Source organism: Streptomyces fildesensis, from assembly GCF_016107395.1.
Classification (GTDB): domain Bacteria; phylum Actinomycetota; class Actinomycetes; order Streptomycetales; family Streptomycetaceae; genus Actinacidiphila; species Actinacidiphila fildesensis.
In genome coordinates, this window is record NZ_JAAIKO010000007.1 from 261,445 (window position 1) to 279,494 (window position 18,050).

Below are 18,050 nucleotides of genomic sequence, written 5' to 3' on the forward strand. Positions count from 1 at the left end.
CCTCAGAACTCCGAGTTGGCGAACCAGTGCGCGAGCAGTTCCTCGTCGCCCTCGATCCCGAAGAGGTCCGCGTCACGGTCGAGCCGGCCGTACAGGAGCAGCAGCAGATCCGCTGCGGCGCCCCGCACGGTGGCGTCGGCGGCAGGCGTCGCCGACCCGGGCGGGCGCGGGTCGAGCCCGAAGCCGTCGGGCCGCAGCCGGACCAGCCAGTCACCGTTGCTGTTGACGTCGCCGTCGCTGTCGCCGTTGACGTCCGTGCACTGGAACCGGATGGTCTTCCCGTCGCCGCGCAGGTTGGACACCTTGGGCGCGAAGGACGCGGCGAACGGCAGATTGGTCAGGAACTCGTCGACGCCGTCGGCCGCCAGGTCTCGGTCGATCACCGGTCGCAGGTCCAGGGCGCGTTCCGCGTCGGTGCGGTGCACCAGCGTCTCGAAGAGCATCCGCCGCACCCAGAACCGGGCATGGTGATCCGCGCCCCACACCCACATCGGGGCATCGGGCTCGGTGGCCGCGAAGGCGCTCGCGGCCTCGGCGGCGCTCGCCGTCAACCAGTCGGGGTAGCCGTCCTCGGCCGGAGGCAGCCGCAGCTCGACGTCGCGGCTCCTGGGCCGTTCCTGGACCTGCTGGCGCAGCAGGACGGAGAACCAGCGCTGCACGCTCCCGGTGTGCTTGACCAGGTCGGCAAGCGTCCAGCCCGGGCAGCTCGGCACCGAGGTCGTCAGGTCGGCGCCCTTGACCGCCGCCACGAAGCGATCGGTCTCGGTGGCGACGGCAGCGCGGTGATCGGCCGACGTCACTGTGCGTCGCGAATGATCCGACGATGTGCTCACCGTGGCGTACCTCCGTGATATCTCCGGGCCCGGGAGTCGACGGTCCGGGCAGCCGGATTTCTCCTCGCAGCCTGCCACAGCACCGGCCGGGGGCGGCCGACCGCACCCAGGCATCGCGGGCGGCACGTACCCGGGGCCGGGTCCGGTCCCACCGCCCGGGGACCCCCATGCCCAAAGATTTACCGCCAATGGTATAGACAACAACTACTTCTCCCGTCCACTATGGGCGGTATGTAGCGGGTCGTGGGACAGATCCCAGCCTGGACCCGGCCGCTCCGGCGATTCCGGTGAATCCGGCGCCCGGGTGAACGAGGAGGCGGTCATGTCCACGGCGGACACCTATCGGGGTCGTGCGCGGATCGCCGCCTATCTCCGCTGCTACCCGTACGACCAATGGCGGATGGCCGTCCATCTGCACGCCCTCGAGGAGCACGCCGACCGGCTCGGCCACCACGCCCCGGAGATCTTCCTGGACAACGGCGTCTCCTGTCGGGCCGTGCGGCCGGAGCTGAGCCTGCTGCTCGCCCGGGTCGCGGTGGGGACCATCGACACGGTGTTGATACCCGGTCGCTGGGTGTTCTCCCTCGACGACCGTACGGCCGACTCCGTGATGGACTTCGTCCGGGGATGCGGCGCCGAGGTCGTCGAACTTCCGCAGCGCCGGGAACTCTCCCCCTCGCCGTACCCCTCCCTCGCCGGCTAGGGCGGACAGCGAACGCTCTGAACGCAACAGAGCCGACCGCCGCCCCTCCGACCGGCTCCCGTGTCCCCTCGTCGGACAACCACTACAGTGTGGGCATGTCCGGTGAATTGGTACCCGATCACGGCGAACTGCGCGCGTCTCACGAAGACCGGGACCAGGTCGTGGAGCGGCTGCGGGTCGCCGCAGGAGACGGCCGGCTGACCGCCGAAGAGCTGGACGAACGGCTCGAGGTGGCGTTGACGGCGCGTACCTACCGAGAACTCGAAGCGGTGCTCACCGATCTGCCGGCGCCCGGACCGGCGTGGGCGGGTGGCGGTGTCCCCTCCCCCGCACCGAAGGACAGGTCGCGGATCGCGGTCGACAGCGCGAGCGCGAAGCGGGAGGGCACGTGGTCGGTGCCCCGGCAGATGGAGATCGAGTCCAACAGCGGCTCCGTCGTTCTCGACTTCACCCGTGCCGTCATCGGATCGCCCACCCTGGAGATCGAAGCGTCGGTGCGCAGCGGGTCGGTGACCCTGATAGTGCCGCCGGACGTTTTCGTGGACGTCGACGAGGTCGCGGTGAGCAGCGGCAGCGTGCGCCATCGGGCGCACGTCTCCGCCGGGACGCCGATCCGGCTGCGTATCCATGTGACGGGGAAGGTGCGCAGCGGCAGCATCACGGTGCGACCGCCCAAGCCGCCCCGCCGCGGTTTCCTGCAGTGGCTGCTGCGCCGGCCCGGGCCGATGAAGTCGATCGCCCGCTGACGTAGAGCGTGGCGGCGTCGACTGCGGCCTACGGGGCGGCCCGTTCCGCTACGCGTCGGCCCGTTCCGCGCTGCCCGCGGGCGGCAGGTCCTGTTCGGCCCAGATCGTCTTGCCCGTCGGCGTGTAGCGCGTTCCCCAGTGCTCGGTCATCTGGGCGATGAGGAAGAGGCCACGGCCGCCTTCGTCGTCGCTCGCCGCATGGCGCATATGGGGTGAGGTGTGTCCGGAGTCGGAGACCTCGCAGATGAGGGTCTGATCGCGGATGAGCCGCAGCAGGATGGGGCCCTCGGCGTAGCGGATGGCATTGGTGACCAGCTCGCTGACGATCAGTTCGGTGGTGAACGAGACGTCGTCCAGGCCCCATTCGCCGAGCTGCCCGGTGGCAGCGGCGCGGGCGCGGCCGACCATGACCGGGTCGGCGGCCAGCTCCCACACGGCAACCCGGTACTTGTCGAGCCTCCGTGTGCGGACGAGGAGCAGGGCCGCGTCGTCGTCCGACGGCCCGGGGAGCAGCGTCGAGACGGTCCGGTCGGCGAGCTCTTCCAGGGGGCGCCGGTGCTCGGCGAGGATTTCGTCGAGCCGGTCGAGCCCGGCGTCGATGTCGCGGTCGGAGGACTGGACCAGACCATTGGTGAAGAGCGCGATGAGGCTGCCCGCGGGCAGCTGCAGGTCCGTGCCCTCGAAGGGCAGGCCGCCCAGTCCCAGGGGCGGGCCCGCGGGAAGCTCCGGATAGCTGACGAGGCCGCTCTCCGCGTCGACCACGGCCGGCACCGGGTGGCCCGCGCGCGCCATGCTGCACTGTCCGGTCACCGGGTCGTACACCGCGTACAGGCAGGTCGCGCCGACCGCTTCGTCGTCCTCCGGCCCGCCGCCCCGCACGCCCCTGACCGCGGCCCACTCCTTGGCGGACTGCCCGACCAGGTTGTCCAGCCGGGTCAGGAGTTCGTCCGGGGCGAGGTCCAGCTGGGCGAGCACCCGGACGCTGGTGCGCAGCCGCCCCATGGTGGCGGCGGCTCCCAGGCCGTGCCCGACCACGTCCCCGACCACCAGGCCGACACGTGTGCCCGACAGCGGAATGACGTCGAACCAGTCGCCGCCGACCCCGGCCCGGCTGTCGGCGGGCAGATACCGGTACGCCAGCTCGACGGCTGTCTGCGGCGGCAGGCTCTGCGGCAGCAGGCTCCGTTGCAGTCTGAGGGCGGCCGTGTGCTCACGGGTGAACCGGCGGGCGTTGTCGATACAGACCGCGGTACGCGCGACGAGCTCGTCGGCGAGGTCCAGCTCACCTTCGTCGAACGGGTTGGTGTCCCGGTCCCGGAAGAACGTGACGAGCCCGATCGGGCTGCGCCCGGCCCGTAGCGGCACGGCAAGACACGAGCGGAGCAGCGGTTCCCGCGTGTCCTTCACGTCGTGCGCTGTGCCCTGCGGTTTCGTGCCGGTCTCCAGGACCTTCCGGCCCAAGGTCAGGCTGCGGGCCTGGGCCGATGCCGGTGGGTAGTCGACCAACTGTCGCGCCGTACGTCGCCGGCCCCCCTCGGCCGTCGTCCCGCCGTCCTGCCCGGTCTCCCCCCACATTCGGACCAGCCGCCGTCCGGCCGTGGTCCCCGGCGTGGTCTGGTCCCCCTCCAGTACCGCCTCCAGCAGGTCCACGGTGACCGAGTCCGCGAACTGCGGGACGGCGACCTCGGCGAGCTCCCGGGCCGTGCGGCTCATGTCCAGGGTCGTACCGATGCGCGCTCCGGCGCGCACCAGCAGGGCCAGTCGCTGCTGGGCCCGGTAACGGTCGGTGATGTCCACCGACTCCTCGCACATGCCCAGCGAATTGCCCTGGGCGTCCTGAAGCCGGTAGTAGGAGCACGACCAGACGCGGTCGTGCTCCGGATCGACGGGCGCGCGGCCGCCGTAGTGCAGATCGATGACGGGCTCGCCGGTGGCGAACACCTTCCTCATGACCTGTTCCAGCGTGGACGGATACCCCTCGGACAGAATCTCGGCGTCCAGGATCATCTCGTCCGGGGACATGCCGACGTACTGGGTGGACCCCATTTCGCGGTTCAGCTCGGCGTTGATCCACATCACCCGCATGTCGGCGTTGTAGATGGCGAGGCCGACGGAGGAACGGGTGATGAGCCCCTGCAGCATCGCCTGCCGGGCCTCCCACTGGGCCAGCTCCTCGGAATCGGCGGCTACGAGGAGCCAGGCCGGCCCGGCCCCTTCGGAGGAGACCGGGACCATCGTCGTGGCGATCCGCAGCGAGCGGCCGTCCCGGTGCCGCAGATGGAGGACCACGCTGCGGGTACTCCGCTCCGCCCCTGGCGGGCCGGCGTGCTCGCCGGTGCCCGCACGGCGCCCCAGCAGGTCGTCAGCGGGGCGTCCGAGCACGTCGTGCGCCTCGTAGCCGAGCAGCTCCGCCGCCGCCGGGCTCCACCCGATGACCCTGCCACGGGCATCGACAACCGCTGTGGCTGCTCTCGTGACGTCGAGGGGTCCACGGGAGTCCACCCCGTCAGCTCCGTCCATCGCACAGTTCCGCCTTAATCCACTACCTCATGGTGGGCCCGGAGCCCTGGCGCCACAACCGCTCCGGTACGCCCGGGGCTCCCCCGTCGGGCACCGGCCGGGTCCGCCCCACCCACCGGTACACCCGAATGGCGCAACCACGAGCCCGGCCCCACCACCGGGCCGGCGGCGTACGGCCGCCGGGCAGCACCACCGTCAGCAGCCACCCGACGCGGTGCGTGCGGGGGCGGCCGTGCCGATCTGAAGGGTGGCCGGGGCCGAGCAGCAGCCGCCGCCGTCGGTGGGGGCCTCGGCTTCGTCGAAGAGCCCCGCTCCGCCGCACACTCCGGTCTCGGGCAGGGTCAACTCGACGCGTTCGGCGGACTGGTGATCGCCGGCGAGGGACGCGGCGATGGAGCGGACCTGCTCATAGCCGGTCATGGCCAGGAACGTCGGCGCGCGACCGTAGGACTTCATGCCGACCAGGTAGGCGCCGGCCTCGGGGTGGGAGAGCTCTTTGACGCCGTGCGGGTAGACGGTGCCGCACGAGTGGACGTTGGGGTCGATCAGCGGCGCGAGTGCGACGGGCGCCTGCAGGCGCTCGTCCAGGCCGAGGCGCAGTTCGCCGACGAACGACAGGTCGGGGCGCAGACCGGTCAGGCCGATGATCTCGTCGACCGGCTCCAGCCGGGTGCCGTCCTCCCCGACCAGCACGAGCCGCCCGCCGTCACGCTCCACAGCGGCCGTGCGGAATCCGGTCACGGCATTGGCGTGACCGGCCTCGACGGCCGCCTTCGCGCGCAGGCCGAGGGCGCCGCGGGCGGGCAGCTGATCGGCTTCGCCGCCGCCGAAGGTGCTCCCGCTGAGGCCACGGCGCAGAATCCACACCGCGTGCGTGCCGGGGGCGTCCTTGGCGAGGTCGGCGAGGTAGGCCAACGCGGTGAACGCGGAGGCGCCGGAGCCCACGACAGCGGTGCGTCTGCCGGCGTACCGGGCGCGGACGGCCGGGTCTGCGAGGTCCGGGACGCGGTAGGCGATGCGGTCGGCGGCGGCGCGCTCGCCGAGCGCCGGCAGGCCGTCGCCGCCCAGCGGGGCGGGGGTCGACCAGGTGCCGGAGGCGTCGATGACGGCGCGGGCGGTGATCCGCTCCTCGGCCCCGCCGGAACCGGCGAGGTGGACGGTGAAGGGCTGCTCGGCACGGTCGGCGTCCACGACGCGATCCCGTCCGGCCCGTGACACACCGGTCACCCGGGCGTCGTACCGGACCCGGTCACCGAGAGCGTCCGCCAGCGGCTGCAGATACTTCTCAGCCCAGTCCGCGCCGGAGGGGTAGGTGGTCCCGTCGGGGTGGAGCCAGCCGGTGGGGGCCAGCAGCTTCTCCGCGGCCGGATCGACGACCTCGCTCCAGGTGGAGAAGAGCCGCACGTGCCCCCACTCGCGCACCGCGCTGCCCGCACCGGTCCCGGCTTCCAGGACCAAGGGTTCCAGTCCGCGGTCCAGGAGCTGGGCGGCGGCGGCCAGCCCGACGGGGCCGGCTCCGATGACGACGACGGGAAGGACGGTGGTCGTACTCATGGCGGTTGAGCCTTTCAGAGCGGCAGGACGGCGCTGTTTCGACATGCATCGATACAGTGAACCTTGCCACCGGCATCGATGGGTGTCAACATAGACGCATGTCGAATTCAGAGGTTGCCGAGTTGCCGGTTCTGCGGCCGGCCGTGCCGTGCTGCCCGCCGCTGACGCAGCGGCCGCTGACCGTCCTCGAGGCGGAACTGACCGCGGCGATGTTCAAGGCTCTCGGCGATCCGGTCCGGCTGCGGCTGTTCTCCCTGGTCGCCTCGCACGACGGCGGGGAGGCCTGCGTCTGCGACATCTCCGACGTCGGCGTCTCGCAGCCCACCGTCAGCCATCACCTCAAGAAGCTGCGCGAGGCCGGCCTCCTCACCTCCGAGCGGCGGGGCACCTGGGTCTACTACCGCGTGGTCCCCGCGGTGCTCGCCGCCATGGCCGGCGTACTGACCGCCTGAAACCGGGGTGTCAGCCGACCCGCTCCGCCAGGAAGTCCTCCCAGGTCCGCTCGCCCACGGCTGCCCCGTCGAGCGACAGGTTCTCGGCGGCCCGGTAGGCGCGGCCGGCCTTTCCGGGCATCCGCACCGGCATCATCAGGCGGTGCTTGCCGCGCGCCCGCAGATAGCCGCGGCTCAGGTCGGCCATCCCGTACACCTTCGGCCCCGCCAGGTCGGGCACCAGGCCGGCCGGTTCGCCGAGGGCCAGTTCCACCAGCCGGGCCGCGACCTCACGCGAGTCGACCGGCTGGAACCGCAGTCCGCCCGGGACCGGGATCACCGGCAGCTTCCCCATCTTCTCCACCACCGTCAGGACCAGGTCGTGGAACTGGGCCGCGCGCAGCGTCGTCCACGGGATGCCGGACTCGGCGACGGCCCGCTCCGCGCCCAACTTGGCCTGGAACCAGCCCAGCGGCATCTTGTCCGTGCCGATCACGGAGACGTACACCACGTGTCGCACTCCGGCGCGCGATGCGGCCCGCATCAGATTCCGGGTCGCCTCGTCATCGCCCTTGGGCCCGCCCGCGAGGTGCAGGATGACATCGATGCCGTCCACCGCCGCCTCGATTCCCTCGCCCGTGAGGAGATCGCCGCTCACGTACGCGACGCCGTCCACGGACTCACGGTGCTGCCGGCTGAGGACGCGAACCTCGCGCCCGGCCGCCCGCAGCAGGGGGACGACGTGGCCGCCCAGAGTGCCCGTACCACCGGTGACCAGGATCGTTGACGTCATGGCTGCTCCAAATTCGTTCGGTCCGGGAGTCGGCCTCCCGGTACCTTCAGCTCGGTTCTGTGGATCTACTGCTATGACCCCCGGCGACGAAGGAATGTGACCGATGGACGAGAACGCATCGCTGATCGAGCGTTTCGAGGAGGACCGGGTTCGCCTTCGGGCCGTGGCCTACCGGATGCTCGGCTCGGTGAGCGAGGCCGACGACGCCGTGCAGGAGACCTGGCTGCGCCTCAGTCGTACCGACGCCGGCAGCGTGGAGAACCTCGGCGGCTGGCTGACGACCGTCGTGTCACGCGTGTGTCTGAACATGCTGCGCTCGCGCGACCACCGCCGCGAGGAACCCCTCGCATTCCACGAGCCCGACCCGGCCCTCGGCCGGCCGGACGGGGTCGACCCCGAGCAGGAGGCGTTGATGGCCGACTCCGTCGGCCTGGCCCTGCTGGTGGTGCTCGACACGCTGACGCCGCCCGAGCGCCTCGCCTTCGTGCTGCACGACATGTTCACCGTGCCCTTCGACGAGATCGCCCCGCTGATCGAACGCTCCCCTGCCGCCACACGGCAGCTCGCGAGCCGGGCCCGCCGCCGGGTCAAAGGGGGAACGGCGGTCCCCGACACCGATCTGACCCGCCAACGCCGGGTCGTGGACGCCTTCCTGGCCGCCACCCGAGGCGGCGACTTCGACGCGCTCGTCGCCCTGCTCCACCCGGATGTCGTACTCCGGGCCGACAGGTCGGTCGTCCCCACCCCCGAGCCCATCCTCATCAGCGGCGCGCAGACCGTGGCCAAGGGCGCGATGGCCGCCATGGAACGCGCTCGGTCCACCGTGGCGGCGCTGGTCAACGGAACGGTCGGGCTCGCCATGGCCCCCTTCGGTCGGCTGTACCTGGTGCTCGACTTCACCATCACCGATGACCTGGTCACCGAGATCGAGATCATCGCCGACCCGGATGCCCTCCACCAGGTCGACCTCGCCGTCCTCGACAGCTGACCTGACTCAACACCCTCAGCACGGCCGGGAGCACGGATACGAAGTGCTCCCGGCATCAATGCGTGCGGCGCATACCTGACGTCTCACGCACCGCAGAGACGCTGCCCGCCGTGGTCGCGCAGTCGGCGCAGGAAGGACAGCGCTCCCGCGCTGCCCGTCGCCCAGGCCGAGTCGGAGCCGACGAGGGTGTTGTCGGGCAGCAACGGCTGCCGGGCGGTCCCGCCACTACGGGCCAGGATCAGCCCCGCCACGTCTTCCGCGTCCCGCCAGAAGCTGTCGTCGCCCGTGGCGACGGCCGCGTCGACGAGCAGTTCGCCGACGCCGGCCAGACCGCAGCACTGGGAGACCAGGCTCATCCGCGGTGCGAGCGCGCGGCACACCCGGGCGCAGCGCAGGCCGAGTTCGAGAAGCTCCCTGTCCTCGTCCCGGCTGCCCGCCGCGATCAGGACGGCGCCTATGCCCGCCATTCCGCGACACCACGATCCATAGCGCCGGGAGGCGCCAGGGCGGGCGGCGGCAGCGAGCAGGCCGGGGGTGTCCGCGGCGAGTTGGGTGAGGCCGGCCCGGGCCGCAGCACCGACGGCCCGGTCGGCGGTGGCCCGGTGGTAGACGTGCAGGAAGTGGACGATTCCCGCCCTGCCGTGAGCGAAGCCGTGGTCGTAGGCCGCGAGCGAGGGTGCCTGCGGCAGCCCCGATCCCTCTTCCTCGGGCTGCCCGGTCCGGTTCAACAGCTCCCGGGCGCATCGGCCCGCTGCGGCCAGGTGCGCGGCTGCCCTCTCCTGATGTCCCGCAACGCGGGCCCGGTGTGCCAGGAGCAGTTGGCCCGTTCCGGTGCCTGCCGCACCGCCGATCTGGTCGCCGCTGCCGTCGTAGTGCAGCAGGCCGGGCGGATCCGAGGGCGCCGGGCCACCGTGAGGAGACGGGAACGCGTCGGCGGCCGATGCCAGGAACAGCTCCACTCCGGTACGGCCGGTGTACAGGGCAGCGGACAGCGCGGCCGTCTCGGGGTGTTCCGCCGTTCGGCGGGCCAGGTCGGCGACGGCCTGCGGTACGCCTGGATGGTCAGTGTGGTGCAGGAGTTCCAGGCCCACCCCGGCCGAGCCCGCGTAGAGCGTCACGGTCGAGCCCGTGTGACGTCCGCCCGGCCCGGCGGGTGACCGGGAGGCGCGCACACAACCGGCGACGGTGTGCGCGATCACGTCGTCCAGCAGCCCGGCGGTGATCCGTGGCGGAGTCGGCGGACGGCGCCCGCCGACCGGTTCCGGCAGGCCGGCCCGTAACCGTCCCGCACAGGCCACTCGTTCCGCGGGATCGAGGCTGAGCAACCCGGCGACCAGCGCGCGGACCGGACGGTGGGCGGCGCCGGGCAGCGCGCCGTCCAAGCAGGCCAGTGTCCGGTCACGGTTGACGGCGTGGTCGGGGTCGACGACCACCGGGTCCATGCCGGTCAGCGCGAAGTGCAGGGTCGCGCCGAGTGCGTAGAGGTCGTCCGCCGGGTGGGGCGGGGCTCCGGCGCGGTACACGGGGAGGGTGTAGCCGGGTGTCGCACCGGCCGGGCGACGAGACCCCAGAGCACCGATGCCGAAGTCGACAAGACGACAGATGCCGTCCGAGCCGATGACCACGTTGCCCGGTTTCAGGTCGCACACCACCACCCCTCGGGCATGCACCGCGTCGAGCGAGGCCAGCAACTGACGTGCCAGCGTGGAGATCTGACGCCCGGTGCGATGGGGATCTGCACCATAAGGCCCGTGCTCCAGCACGTCGCGGCGCAGGTCACGGGGACCGCAGTCCGTGGTGACCAGGTACTCGTCCTCGCCGTGCCGCACGTGGTCGACGACGCGCGGCACGCCGTCGAGGCCGTCCAGCGCCGCCAGCACGGCACGTTCGTTGCGCAGCCGGCCACGGGCGTCCACTCCGTGCTCGTCCTCGCCGGCATACGCTCTGGCCTGCTTGACCACCACCCGGCCACCGGTCACCGTGTCCACAGCGCGGTAGACGTCCCCGTGCGGGGACCGCGCGATGCCCCCGGTGAGCCGGTATCTGCCGCCGACAAGGCGCGTGGCAGGTCGCCCCGGGCCGGGCGCGGCCGCCCCGAACGGATCCTTCGTCCAAGGGGGTTGGCGGTACCGGCTGCTCGCACGACCGGCGAAGCTCTGACCGTCAGGACCGGTCATGAGGAGCGCCGACGCGCCGGCTCCGATCGCCCCGGGCGCCCGGAAGGGGCCGTACCGGTAGTAGACCGGAGCGTCCGGCCGCACCCGGCGATCGCTGAGCACCCGCGGTCCGGCGCGCCCGGCCAGGACCTCGGCCAGTTCCCTGCCGAGCGCCGCCACATCCTGCCCGCGGGGATAGACGGTGACCGCCTTCCCGACGAGGGCCTGGTCCCGCACCCCTGCGTTCAACTCCCCCAGCACCGCGGCGCTCCGCGCGAACTTCGCTTCGCAGGTGTAGCGCAGCAGCACCGGGACGAGTAGCTCCATGGTCCCGGCGAGGTCGTCGGGCCGGGCGGAGACGTGCAGTTTCCAGCCGTGCTCCATCGCCGGCATACGCGGATCGAACAGATAGAGCCAGACATCATCCGCACTACGGCGACGCTCGTGACCGGCCACGAGCGCGTCGAGCCGCTCCCCCAGGTCCGGCGCGGACCCGCCCGGAACCGACCCCGACCCCGGAACCGACCCCGGAACCGACCCCGGAACCGAGCCCGGCACCGGAGCCGGCACCGGTGCCGGCTCCGGCCTCAAAGGATCGGTTCTGCCGACGGTGGACCGGCCGGGCTAGTCACATGCGAACCGCGTGGTCGCGGTGACCCAGGGATCAGCCAAGCACGCTTCGGCACCGCGGCCGGGATCCAGCTCGTCCTCGAACGTGATCCCCTCCGCTTCCACATCCAGCGGACCGGCGTCACGGATGTCCAGTTCCACAGGGCTCATATCGATCCTTTCGCGAAAGAGCGGGCATTCCATTTCACGAACCGAGCGTCCTCACGGCCGTCCACGCCGTCCCGCCGCGCCGGAGAGCACGCAGCCAGAGCGGCGAGTAGCGGGCTGTCGGACCGTCACAGTCTCCTGGACGCCCGCGAAGGAGGAACGTCGTAAACCAGCCGACTTGCGGGCCGGAAATCCGAACAAGATCATCCGCAGTGGAACCAAACGCCGCGCCGGTCTCTCTTCGACGGCGAGAAGGAGCGCGGCATACGCGGGAACAGAATCCGCAGCTGCGATGATCACCGGATCAGCCGAGTCAGGAACAAGGAGCGTCATGGTGCAAGGCAAGTTCGGTAGGCGCGCGGCGATGAGCGCTTCGGTGCTGGCTCTCGCCGTCGCCTCGGTCCCGGCCCTCGCTGCCCCGTCCGAAGCCCGGACCACGGCGGGGACCGAAGTGGGCATCACCGCTCGGCAGGACGACGCGCTGCCGAAGCCGGATCTCGATGCCCTGCACAAGGTCTTCGCGCAGGTGATGGCCGGCGGCGCGCCGGGCGTGATGACCCGTATCGACAACGGGAACACCGTCTACCGGGAGACCGCCGGGGTGGCCGACCGCGCCAACGGGCAGGCCATGAACACCGATGCGCGCTTCCGCATCGGCAGCATCACCAAGTCCTTCTCGACGGTGGTGCTGCTGCAGCTCGTCCAGGAGGGCAAGATCGCGCTGGACGCGCCGGTCAACCAGTACCTGCCGGGTCTGCTGCCCGACTCGACGATCACGGTGCGGCATCTGCTGACCCACCGCAGTGGTCTGTGGGACTACACCAACGACATGTTCGCCAACACGGTTCCCGGGTTCGAGGCGGTCCGGAACAAGGTGTTCACGTACCAGGAGCTGGTGAATCTCTCGCTCGCCCACCCGAGGACGGCCAAGCCGGGCGCCGCCTACCAGTACTCCAACACCAACTTCGTGGTCGTCGGCGCACTGATCGAGAAGGTCACCGGCAACCCGGTGGGCGCCGAGTACCAGCGGCGCATCATCACTCCGCTGCAGCTGAACAACACCTTCTACGTGCACCCGAGCGCCACCATCCCCGGCCGCCACATCAAGGGCTATCTGACCCCCGACGAGGCGGGCGCGCCGCTGGTCGACTCCACCGACCAGACGGTCTCCTGGGCCCAGTCGGCCGGTGCCATGGTCTCGAACCCGCGGGACCTCAACCGCTTCTTCTCGTCCCTGCTGGGCGGCCGGCTGCTGAGCTCGGGCATGCTCACCGAGATGCTCAAGATGACGCCCAGCGACGACACCGGAACCCGTTTCTACGGACTCGGCCTGCGTCAGCGCGACCTGTCCTGCGGGATCTCGGTCTACGGTCACACCGGCACCGTGCAGGGCTTCTACTCCTACGCCTTCACGACCCGTGACGGCCGCCGCAGCGTCAGCTCGATGGCCAACACCTCCAACAACGGCAACGTCAACACCATCCTCGGCAACACCCTCGAAGCGGCCTTCTGCGGCAAGGCCCCCGCCCCGAAGACTCCGGCCACCCAGGGCCCGTCCTCGAAGCGGTCGGCGGCCGCCACCCCGAAGGCGCCGTTCTACGAGGACATCGCGCCGAACGTCGCCCGGCACTGAGTACGTTCCGGCCGGTGGCCGTGCGACCCGGCGAGGGCGCGCGGCCACCGGCCGGGAGCACCCGACGCGGCAGGGCCGGATCAGACGCCCGTCACGGCCCGGCTGCCGACCGCGGCGTCATCCTCGTGCGGCGTCCGGTCACGGCGCGGGAGCAGGAACGGCGTCGCCAGCATGAGGAGTCCGGCGATCACGATCGCGGTGCGCGGGCTGGTGACGCCGGCGAGCAGACCCCACAGGGCGGTCAGCGCGGCGATGGTGGCGTTGCTGGAGACCGACCAGGCGGACAGGGTGCGGGCGACGCGGTCCGTCGGGGTCTGTTCGAGGCGGTAGGTGGCGAACACCGGGTTGAACACGCCCATGCAGGTGATCAACCCGAGTTCGACGGCGATGACGAGTACGAGCCCGGCGACGCCTGGGCGGATGAAGAACAGCCCGGGCAGCCAGCAGGCGCGCAGCGTCCCGGCGGCGAGCATGACCTTGTGCTGTCCGAACCGCGCGACGAGCGGACGGGCCAGCCGTGAGCCGATGAGACCGCCGACGCACGGTGCTCCGAACGCGAGACCGTACTGCCACGGTGCGAAGCCGAGGTGACTCAGCATCAGGACGGCGAGCACCGGCGAGGTCGCCATGATCAGGCCGCTGACCAGGATCGTGTTGAAGAACAAGGGGCGCAGCGCCGGGTGGCTCAGGATGTACCGCCACCCTTCGAGCAGGTCGCCGGCCCGGAAGCGGGGTGCGGCGGTTCGCTCGGGGCGCGGCTCCTTGCCGCCGATCGCGCGGATCCCGGCTGCCGAGAGCAAGTAGCTGACCGCGTCGGCCACCACGGTCGTCACCGGGCCGAACAGCCCGATCGCCGCCCCGCCGAGCGGCGGTCCGAGCGCGGTGGCGGTCCAGGTCGTGGATTCGAACCGCCCGTTCGCGACGAGCAGGTCCTCCGGCCGCACGAGTGCCTTCAAGCAGGCGCCGGCAGCCGATCGGAAGGTGATGTTGGCCGCGGCGACGACGACCGACACGACCAGCAGCTGGATGAAGGTGAGCCGCCCGAGCGCGTACGCGGCCGGGACGGTCAGCAGCGCGGCGAACCGGGTCAGGTCCATCGCCATCATCACCGGCCGCTTGCGGCGGAACTCCACCCAGGGGCCGAGCGGCACCGCGACCGCCGCCCCCACCGCCAGTCCCGCCGCCGCGAGCCCCGACACCGCGGCCGGTCCTGCGTGCAGCGCGAGGATCGCGATCAACGGGAACGCGTCGAGCGCGATCCAGCTGCCGAACGTGCTGACCGCGAACGACGCCCAGAGCCACTCGAACTGCCGCCCCAGTGATCTCCTGCCCAGCATCCAGCCCGCCCCTTGCCGTGTCGCCCGAACCACCTCGCGTTGGCCACTGCGATCCAAGCGGTCCGGGCACCGGCGGGTCAAACCACCGATCGTTCGGCCGCGAGGTGGCCGCGGAACCCCTGCGGCACCGGCGCGAAGCGGTACGCCATGGTGATCGATGCGGGGTCCTGCACGGTGAGGCGGTAGCGGGTGCACATCAGATAGCAGAGCGTCATCAGCTGGATCATGCCGATGTCGGCGCCGACGCAGTTCTTCGGCGCCCAGCCGAAGGGTACGTAGTGGTTCTTGTCGACCGGTCCGTGCGGCGCGCCGGGCAGGAAGCGGTCCGGGTCGAACGTGTCGGCCTGCTGCCAGCACCGGGGGTCGCGGTGGATCATGTGCGGGCTCAGCAGGTAGCCCTGGTCCTTCTCCAGCCGGGTGGTACCGAGGTCGAACGAGAACCGGGAGCGCCGCATGAGGAGCAGCGGCGGGCTCCACATCCGCAGCACCTCCTTGACGAACCGGTGGGTGACCGGCGCCGCCTTCGTCGGTGCGGCACAGAACCCGGCCGGGTCCACGGCCCGCAGCTCGGTGGTCAGCCGCCGCGCCCACTCCGGGTTCCTGGCCAGCTCGTACAGCACGCTCGCCGCCGCGGCACCGGGCGGACCGCCGATCGCGGTGAGCACGGCGGTGACCACGTCCAGCGCGCGGTCCATGCCGAGCTCCGGAAGCAGGTCGACGATCGGATCGGCGAGGTCCAGCTCACGGGGGCGGCGGCCGGCGGCCCGCTCACGCAGCACCCGCCGTACGACGACGCCGGCCCGGACCTGTACCGCGGCGAAACGCAGGTGATGCCATGGCCCGGTGCCCGGTTGGCGGGCGATCAGGCGGAGCAGTTTCTGGTCGAGGTCCTGGCTGATGTGGCCGGCCTCGCGAGGGGTGAGGCCCGACAGGGCGACCGGCAGCATGGACTGAACGGCCACTTCCTGCGCGAGCAGGACGAGGTCCACGTCGTCGCCGAGCCGCGCGTCGATGATCCGTTCCATCCGCGTGATCATGTCGGCGTTGTGCTCGCCGGTGGTGAGCTTGTGCAGCTGGGCGAGCCACGCGCCGCGTACCCGGGTCCACCGCACCTGCGGGCTGCGGCGCCGCCTGATCAGGTCGACGAGGCGGTCCGGCATGACGAGGTGGTGCCAGTTCGCACCGCTCACCTGGCGTGCCGCGTTCGGCTCGAAGACGGCGAGCAGGTCGTCGTCCATCCAGAAGAGGCCGCCTTCGGCCGCGCTGCGCTGGCGCAGATCGTGCAGGAAGTCGGTGGGATGGTGCGGAGTGGTCATCGCCTCGCCTCTCGCGGCGTGCGGGGAGCCGCCGTCGGCGGCTCCCCGCAGCTCTGCCGATCAGATGTGGTGGTAGAGGTACCAGTGGATGTTCGTGGAGTAGCCGGCCCGGATGTTGAGTGCCGACATCGCCGAGCGGTAGAGCTTCCTCATCGTGTTCACCTCCTCCCGGGGGGATCGACGCGGGCGTGCAGTTCCGCGGTGAAACGCGGAGGAGCCAGCGCGGGGCCCGGACGGGGCCTGTCGCCGCCGGCTGTGACCGATAGCCGCCAGTCGTGGGTGATGATGCGGATCAGGTCTTCCAGCAGCGTCATCGTCACGGTCGCGCCGGCACAGGTGTGCGGCCCGAACCCGAACGGCATGAAGGCCGGATCGACGAGGGACTGCGCCCAGCGACGTGGCGCGAACTCGTCGGGGCGGTCCCAGTGCCGCGGGTGGCGGTGCACGAGGTAGGAGCACACGTCCACGTCGTCCCGCGGGCCGACCGTGACTCCGGCCAGCTCGTGCACACGGCTCGGAGTACGGGCGAACAGCCACGCGACCGGCCGGAGCCGCATCGCCTCCCTGACGATCCACTCCGGCTCGTCGCCGTCGGTGCCGGGGTGGGTGCCGACGAGGAGGACCGCCCAGCCGAGGGCGAAGCCGATCGAGCCGACCGTGGCGAACAGGAACGACAGATAGACCTCGGCGAGTTGGCCGGGATCCGCCGGCGGTCCTGCTCCGGTGATGGTCACGTCGAGCAGGTCGCGCGGCGGACGGTCGTGAGGGCCCGCGCTCCGGCGGGCCCGGATCTCCCGGGTCAGGACGCGCATGGCCCGGCGGCGGAACGCGAGCCGCGACAGCGCGGAATGGCGCAGCGGCGCGCCGGACAGCACCGCGCGGGTGATGATGCCGTCGACGGTTTCGTGCAGCTCCGCGGGTGCTTCCGGGCACAGCAGGACGTCCCGCAGGTGTTCGCGGACCAGGAGATTTCCCGCGTCCGGCCAGTCGGCGGAGGGTGCGAGCCGCTCTTCGACCAGGAGCGGCAGCCGGTCCCGGCGGGCGTCGAGCCGGCCGCGCACCAGCGCGCGGGCCGCCCGGCCGATCTCGATCTGCGCGGATCTGGGGCCGAAGACGCCGTCGCGGGTGTGGAAGAAATCGGACGTCTCGACGAACAGGCCCCGGCGGTTGCCCATCACCGCGCGTGCGGCCTCCGGATCGGCCACGCACAGCCGGCCCGACGCGGAGCGCCACACGTCGTGGGTGGCGTCGAACTCCGTCTCCAGGAACGCCAAGGGGTCTCGGTGGTAGGCGGCCGCGTCATGGCGCGGCCCCGCCGCTCGACCGTTCGTTCCGCCGCCGGCCGCCGACGCCATGGCATCCTCCTCGAACGGACGGGAGGCCACGGGAAAGTCTGGGCCTGCGTCCGGCCGCGGTGGATCCCGCGCCCCCTGATACCGGACCGCCGTGAGACAGCGTGCTCCGCCGCCGGCGCCCTGTCACGACCTGATCCGGCCCAGTCGGTGCGATCCGTCGGTGCGGTCCGGTCAAGCGGCGCCTAGACGCAGGAGGGGCACAGTCCGCGGTAGGTGACCTCGACCTGGGACACGGCGAAGCCGAAGCGCTCCTCCGCCGGGAGGTCGGCCAGCGGATCGCCGGTGGGGTGGACGTCGCGGATGGTGCCGCAGGTGGAGCACACCAGGTGCTGGTGCGGGTGGTGGGCATTGGGGTCGTAGCGCTTGGCGCGGCCGTCGGTGGCGACCTCTATGACCTCGCCGAGGGACACCATCTCGCCCAGGGTGTTGTAGACGGTCGCCCGGGAGATCTCGGGCAGCCGCTGCGCCGCGCGGGCGTGCACCTCGTCGGCCGTGAGATGCACGTGGTCGCCGTCGAGGACCTCCGCAACGACACGTCGCTGGGAGGTCATCCGCCAGCCACGGCCACGCAGTCGTTCCAGCAGGTCACTCATATCGGTTCACCTATTCAGGTTCGGTGGGATGCCCGAAGTTTACCGATGGATGTCCGGGTTCCGATTGGATGTGGGCCTGGCGCGCTTCTTGACTTGGAATCTGTCCATCGTAGGATCGGTTCCGGCAATAGCCAAGAGACAGGAAGCCTCCAGTACGGCAGGAGACAGAGACGTACGGGACCACCGCCGAGGAGCTGCGCGGTGCCGGCCTGCGGGTGACGGCCGCCCACGTCGCGCTGCCCGGGACCGTCCGGGACGGTGACCACCACGGCGTCGACGCCGTGGTGGTCACCGTCCCGGACGGTCCCGGGGCCC

At 71.5% G+C, this 18,050-nt stretch carries 16 protein-coding genes and 1 pseudogene; 6 read left to right on the plus strand and 11 right to left on the minus strand.

Going from position 1 to position 18,050, the window contains the following annotated elements; all coding sequences use genetic code 11:
• Window positions 1-2: 2 nt before the first annotated feature.
• A complete protein-coding gene (locus tag C6N31_RS14405; RefSeq protein ID WP_244809575.1) occupies window positions 3-800 on the minus strand; it encodes a maleylpyruvate isomerase family mycothiol-dependent enzyme in 798 nt (265 codons plus the stop codon).
• Between the two features lie 355 nt (window positions 801-1,155).
• On the opposite strand from C6N31_RS14405, the gene C6N31_RS14410 reads away from it, so the two are divergent.
• Complete coding sequence (locus C6N31_RS14410; protein ID WP_187145122.1) at window positions 1,156-1,536, plus strand: serine integrase family protein; 381 nt, start codon at window positions 1,156-1,158, stop codon at window positions 1,534-1,536.
• Window positions 1,537-1,631: 95 nt separating this feature from the next.
• Complete coding sequence (locus tag C6N31_RS14415; RefSeq protein ID WP_187145121.1) at window positions 1,632-2,282, plus strand: DUF1707 SHOCT-like domain-containing protein; 651 nt, start codon at window positions 1,632-1,634, stop codon at window positions 2,280-2,282.
• A gap of 48 nt (window positions 2,283-2,330) precedes the next feature.
• On the opposite strand, the gene C6N31_RS14420 is transcribed toward C6N31_RS14415, so the two are convergent.
• Both C6N31_RS14420 and C6N31_RS14425 read right to left on the minus strand, forming a co-directional pair.
• Window positions 2,331-4,802, minus strand: coding sequence for a SpoIIE family protein phosphatase (locus C6N31_RS14420; RefSeq protein WP_198357653.1), 2,472 nt, complete (start codon window positions 4,800-4,802; stop codon window positions 2,331-2,333).
• Between the two features lie 195 nt (window positions 4,803-4,997).
• Window positions 4,998-6,356 (minus strand): NAD(P)-binding domain-containing protein, encoded by a 1,359-nt coding sequence (locus C6N31_RS14425; RefSeq protein WP_198357654.1) that lies wholly within the window; start codon window positions 6,354-6,356, stop codon window positions 4,998-5,000.
• 98 nt (window positions 6,357-6,454) lie between these two features.
• On the opposite strand from C6N31_RS14425, the gene C6N31_RS14430 reads away from it, so the two are divergent.
• Entirely contained in the window at window positions 6,455-6,808 is a 354-nt protein-coding gene (locus tag C6N31_RS14430) for an ArsR/SmtB family transcription factor (RefSeq protein ID WP_138352832.1), read from the plus strand.
• 10 nt (window positions 6,809-6,818) lie between these two features.
• Here C6N31_RS14430 and C6N31_RS14435 read toward each other — a convergent pair whose 3' ends face one another.
• Entirely contained in the window at window positions 6,819-7,580 is a 762-nt protein-coding gene (locus C6N31_RS14435) for an SDR family oxidoreductase (protein WP_198357655.1), read from the minus strand.
• A 103-nt stretch (window positions 7,581-7,683) separates the two neighbouring features.
• Between C6N31_RS14435 and C6N31_RS14440 the strand changes: the two genes are divergently transcribed.
• Window positions 7,684-8,568, plus strand: coding sequence for a sigma-70 family RNA polymerase sigma factor (locus C6N31_RS14440; protein WP_138352830.1), 885 nt, complete (start codon window positions 7,684-7,686; stop codon window positions 8,566-8,568).
• An 83-nt stretch (window positions 8,569-8,651) separates the two neighbouring features.
• Here C6N31_RS14440 and lanL read toward each other — a convergent pair whose 3' ends face one another.
• Both lanL and C6N31_RS14450 read right to left on the minus strand, forming a co-directional pair.
• Complete coding sequence (lanL, locus tag C6N31_RS14445; RefSeq protein WP_438817420.1) at window positions 8,652-11,294, minus strand: class IV lanthionine synthetase LanL; 2,643 nt, start codon at window positions 11,292-11,294, stop codon at window positions 8,652-8,654.
• Between the two features lie 54 nt (window positions 11,295-11,348).
• On the minus strand, window positions 11,349-11,504 hold the full coding sequence (locus tag C6N31_RS14450; protein WP_187145120.1) for an SflA family class IV lanthipeptide: 156 nt from the start codon (window positions 11,502-11,504) through the stop codon (window positions 11,349-11,351).
• A gap of 328 nt (window positions 11,505-11,832) precedes the next feature.
• Here C6N31_RS14450 and C6N31_RS14455 point away from each other — a divergent pair, with 328 nt between their 5' ends.
• Entirely contained in the window at window positions 11,833-13,134 is a 1,302-nt protein-coding gene (locus C6N31_RS14455) for a serine hydrolase domain-containing protein (RefSeq protein ID WP_232485172.1), read from the plus strand.
• 80 nt (window positions 13,135-13,214) lie between these two features.
• On the opposite strand, the gene C6N31_RS14460 is transcribed toward C6N31_RS14455, so the two are convergent.
• From C6N31_RS14460 to C6N31_RS14475, 5 genes are all read right to left on the minus strand, one after another.
• Window positions 13,215-14,471: an MFS transporter gene (locus tag C6N31_RS14460; RefSeq protein ID WP_138352828.1), complete on the minus strand. Its 1,257-nt coding sequence runs from the start codon at window positions 14,469-14,471 to the stop codon at window positions 13,215-13,217.
• 77 nt (window positions 14,472-14,548) lie between these two features.
• Window positions 14,549-15,787: a cytochrome P450 gene (locus C6N31_RS14465; protein WP_138352827.1), complete on the minus strand. Its 1,239-nt coding sequence runs from the start codon at window positions 15,785-15,787 to the stop codon at window positions 14,549-14,551.
• A 60-nt stretch (window positions 15,788-15,847) separates the two neighbouring features.
• On the minus strand, window positions 15,848-15,940 hold the full coding sequence (locus C6N31_RS47125; protein WP_465269113.1) for a hyalucidin A family RiPP precursor: 93 nt from the start codon (window positions 15,938-15,940) through the stop codon (window positions 15,848-15,850).
• Between the two features lie 5 nt (window positions 15,941-15,945).
• Window positions 15,946-17,142, minus strand: a complete 1,197-nt coding sequence (locus C6N31_RS14470; RefSeq protein WP_138352826.1) for a cytochrome P450 — start codon at window positions 17,140-17,142, stop codon at window positions 15,946-15,948.
• 182 nt (window positions 17,143-17,324) lie between these two features.
• On the minus strand, window positions 17,325-17,735 hold the full coding sequence (locus tag C6N31_RS14475) for a Fur family transcriptional regulator (RefSeq protein WP_138352825.1): 411 nt from the start codon (window positions 17,733-17,735) through the stop codon (window positions 17,325-17,327).
• Window positions 17,736-17,929: 194 nt separating this feature from the next.
• Here C6N31_RS14475 and C6N31_RS14480 point away from each other — a divergent pair.
• A pseudogene (locus tag C6N31_RS14480) lies at window positions 17,930-18,046 on the plus strand (transcriptional repressor); the annotation flags it as partial.
• Between the last annotated feature and the right edge of the window lie 4 nt (window positions 18,047-18,050).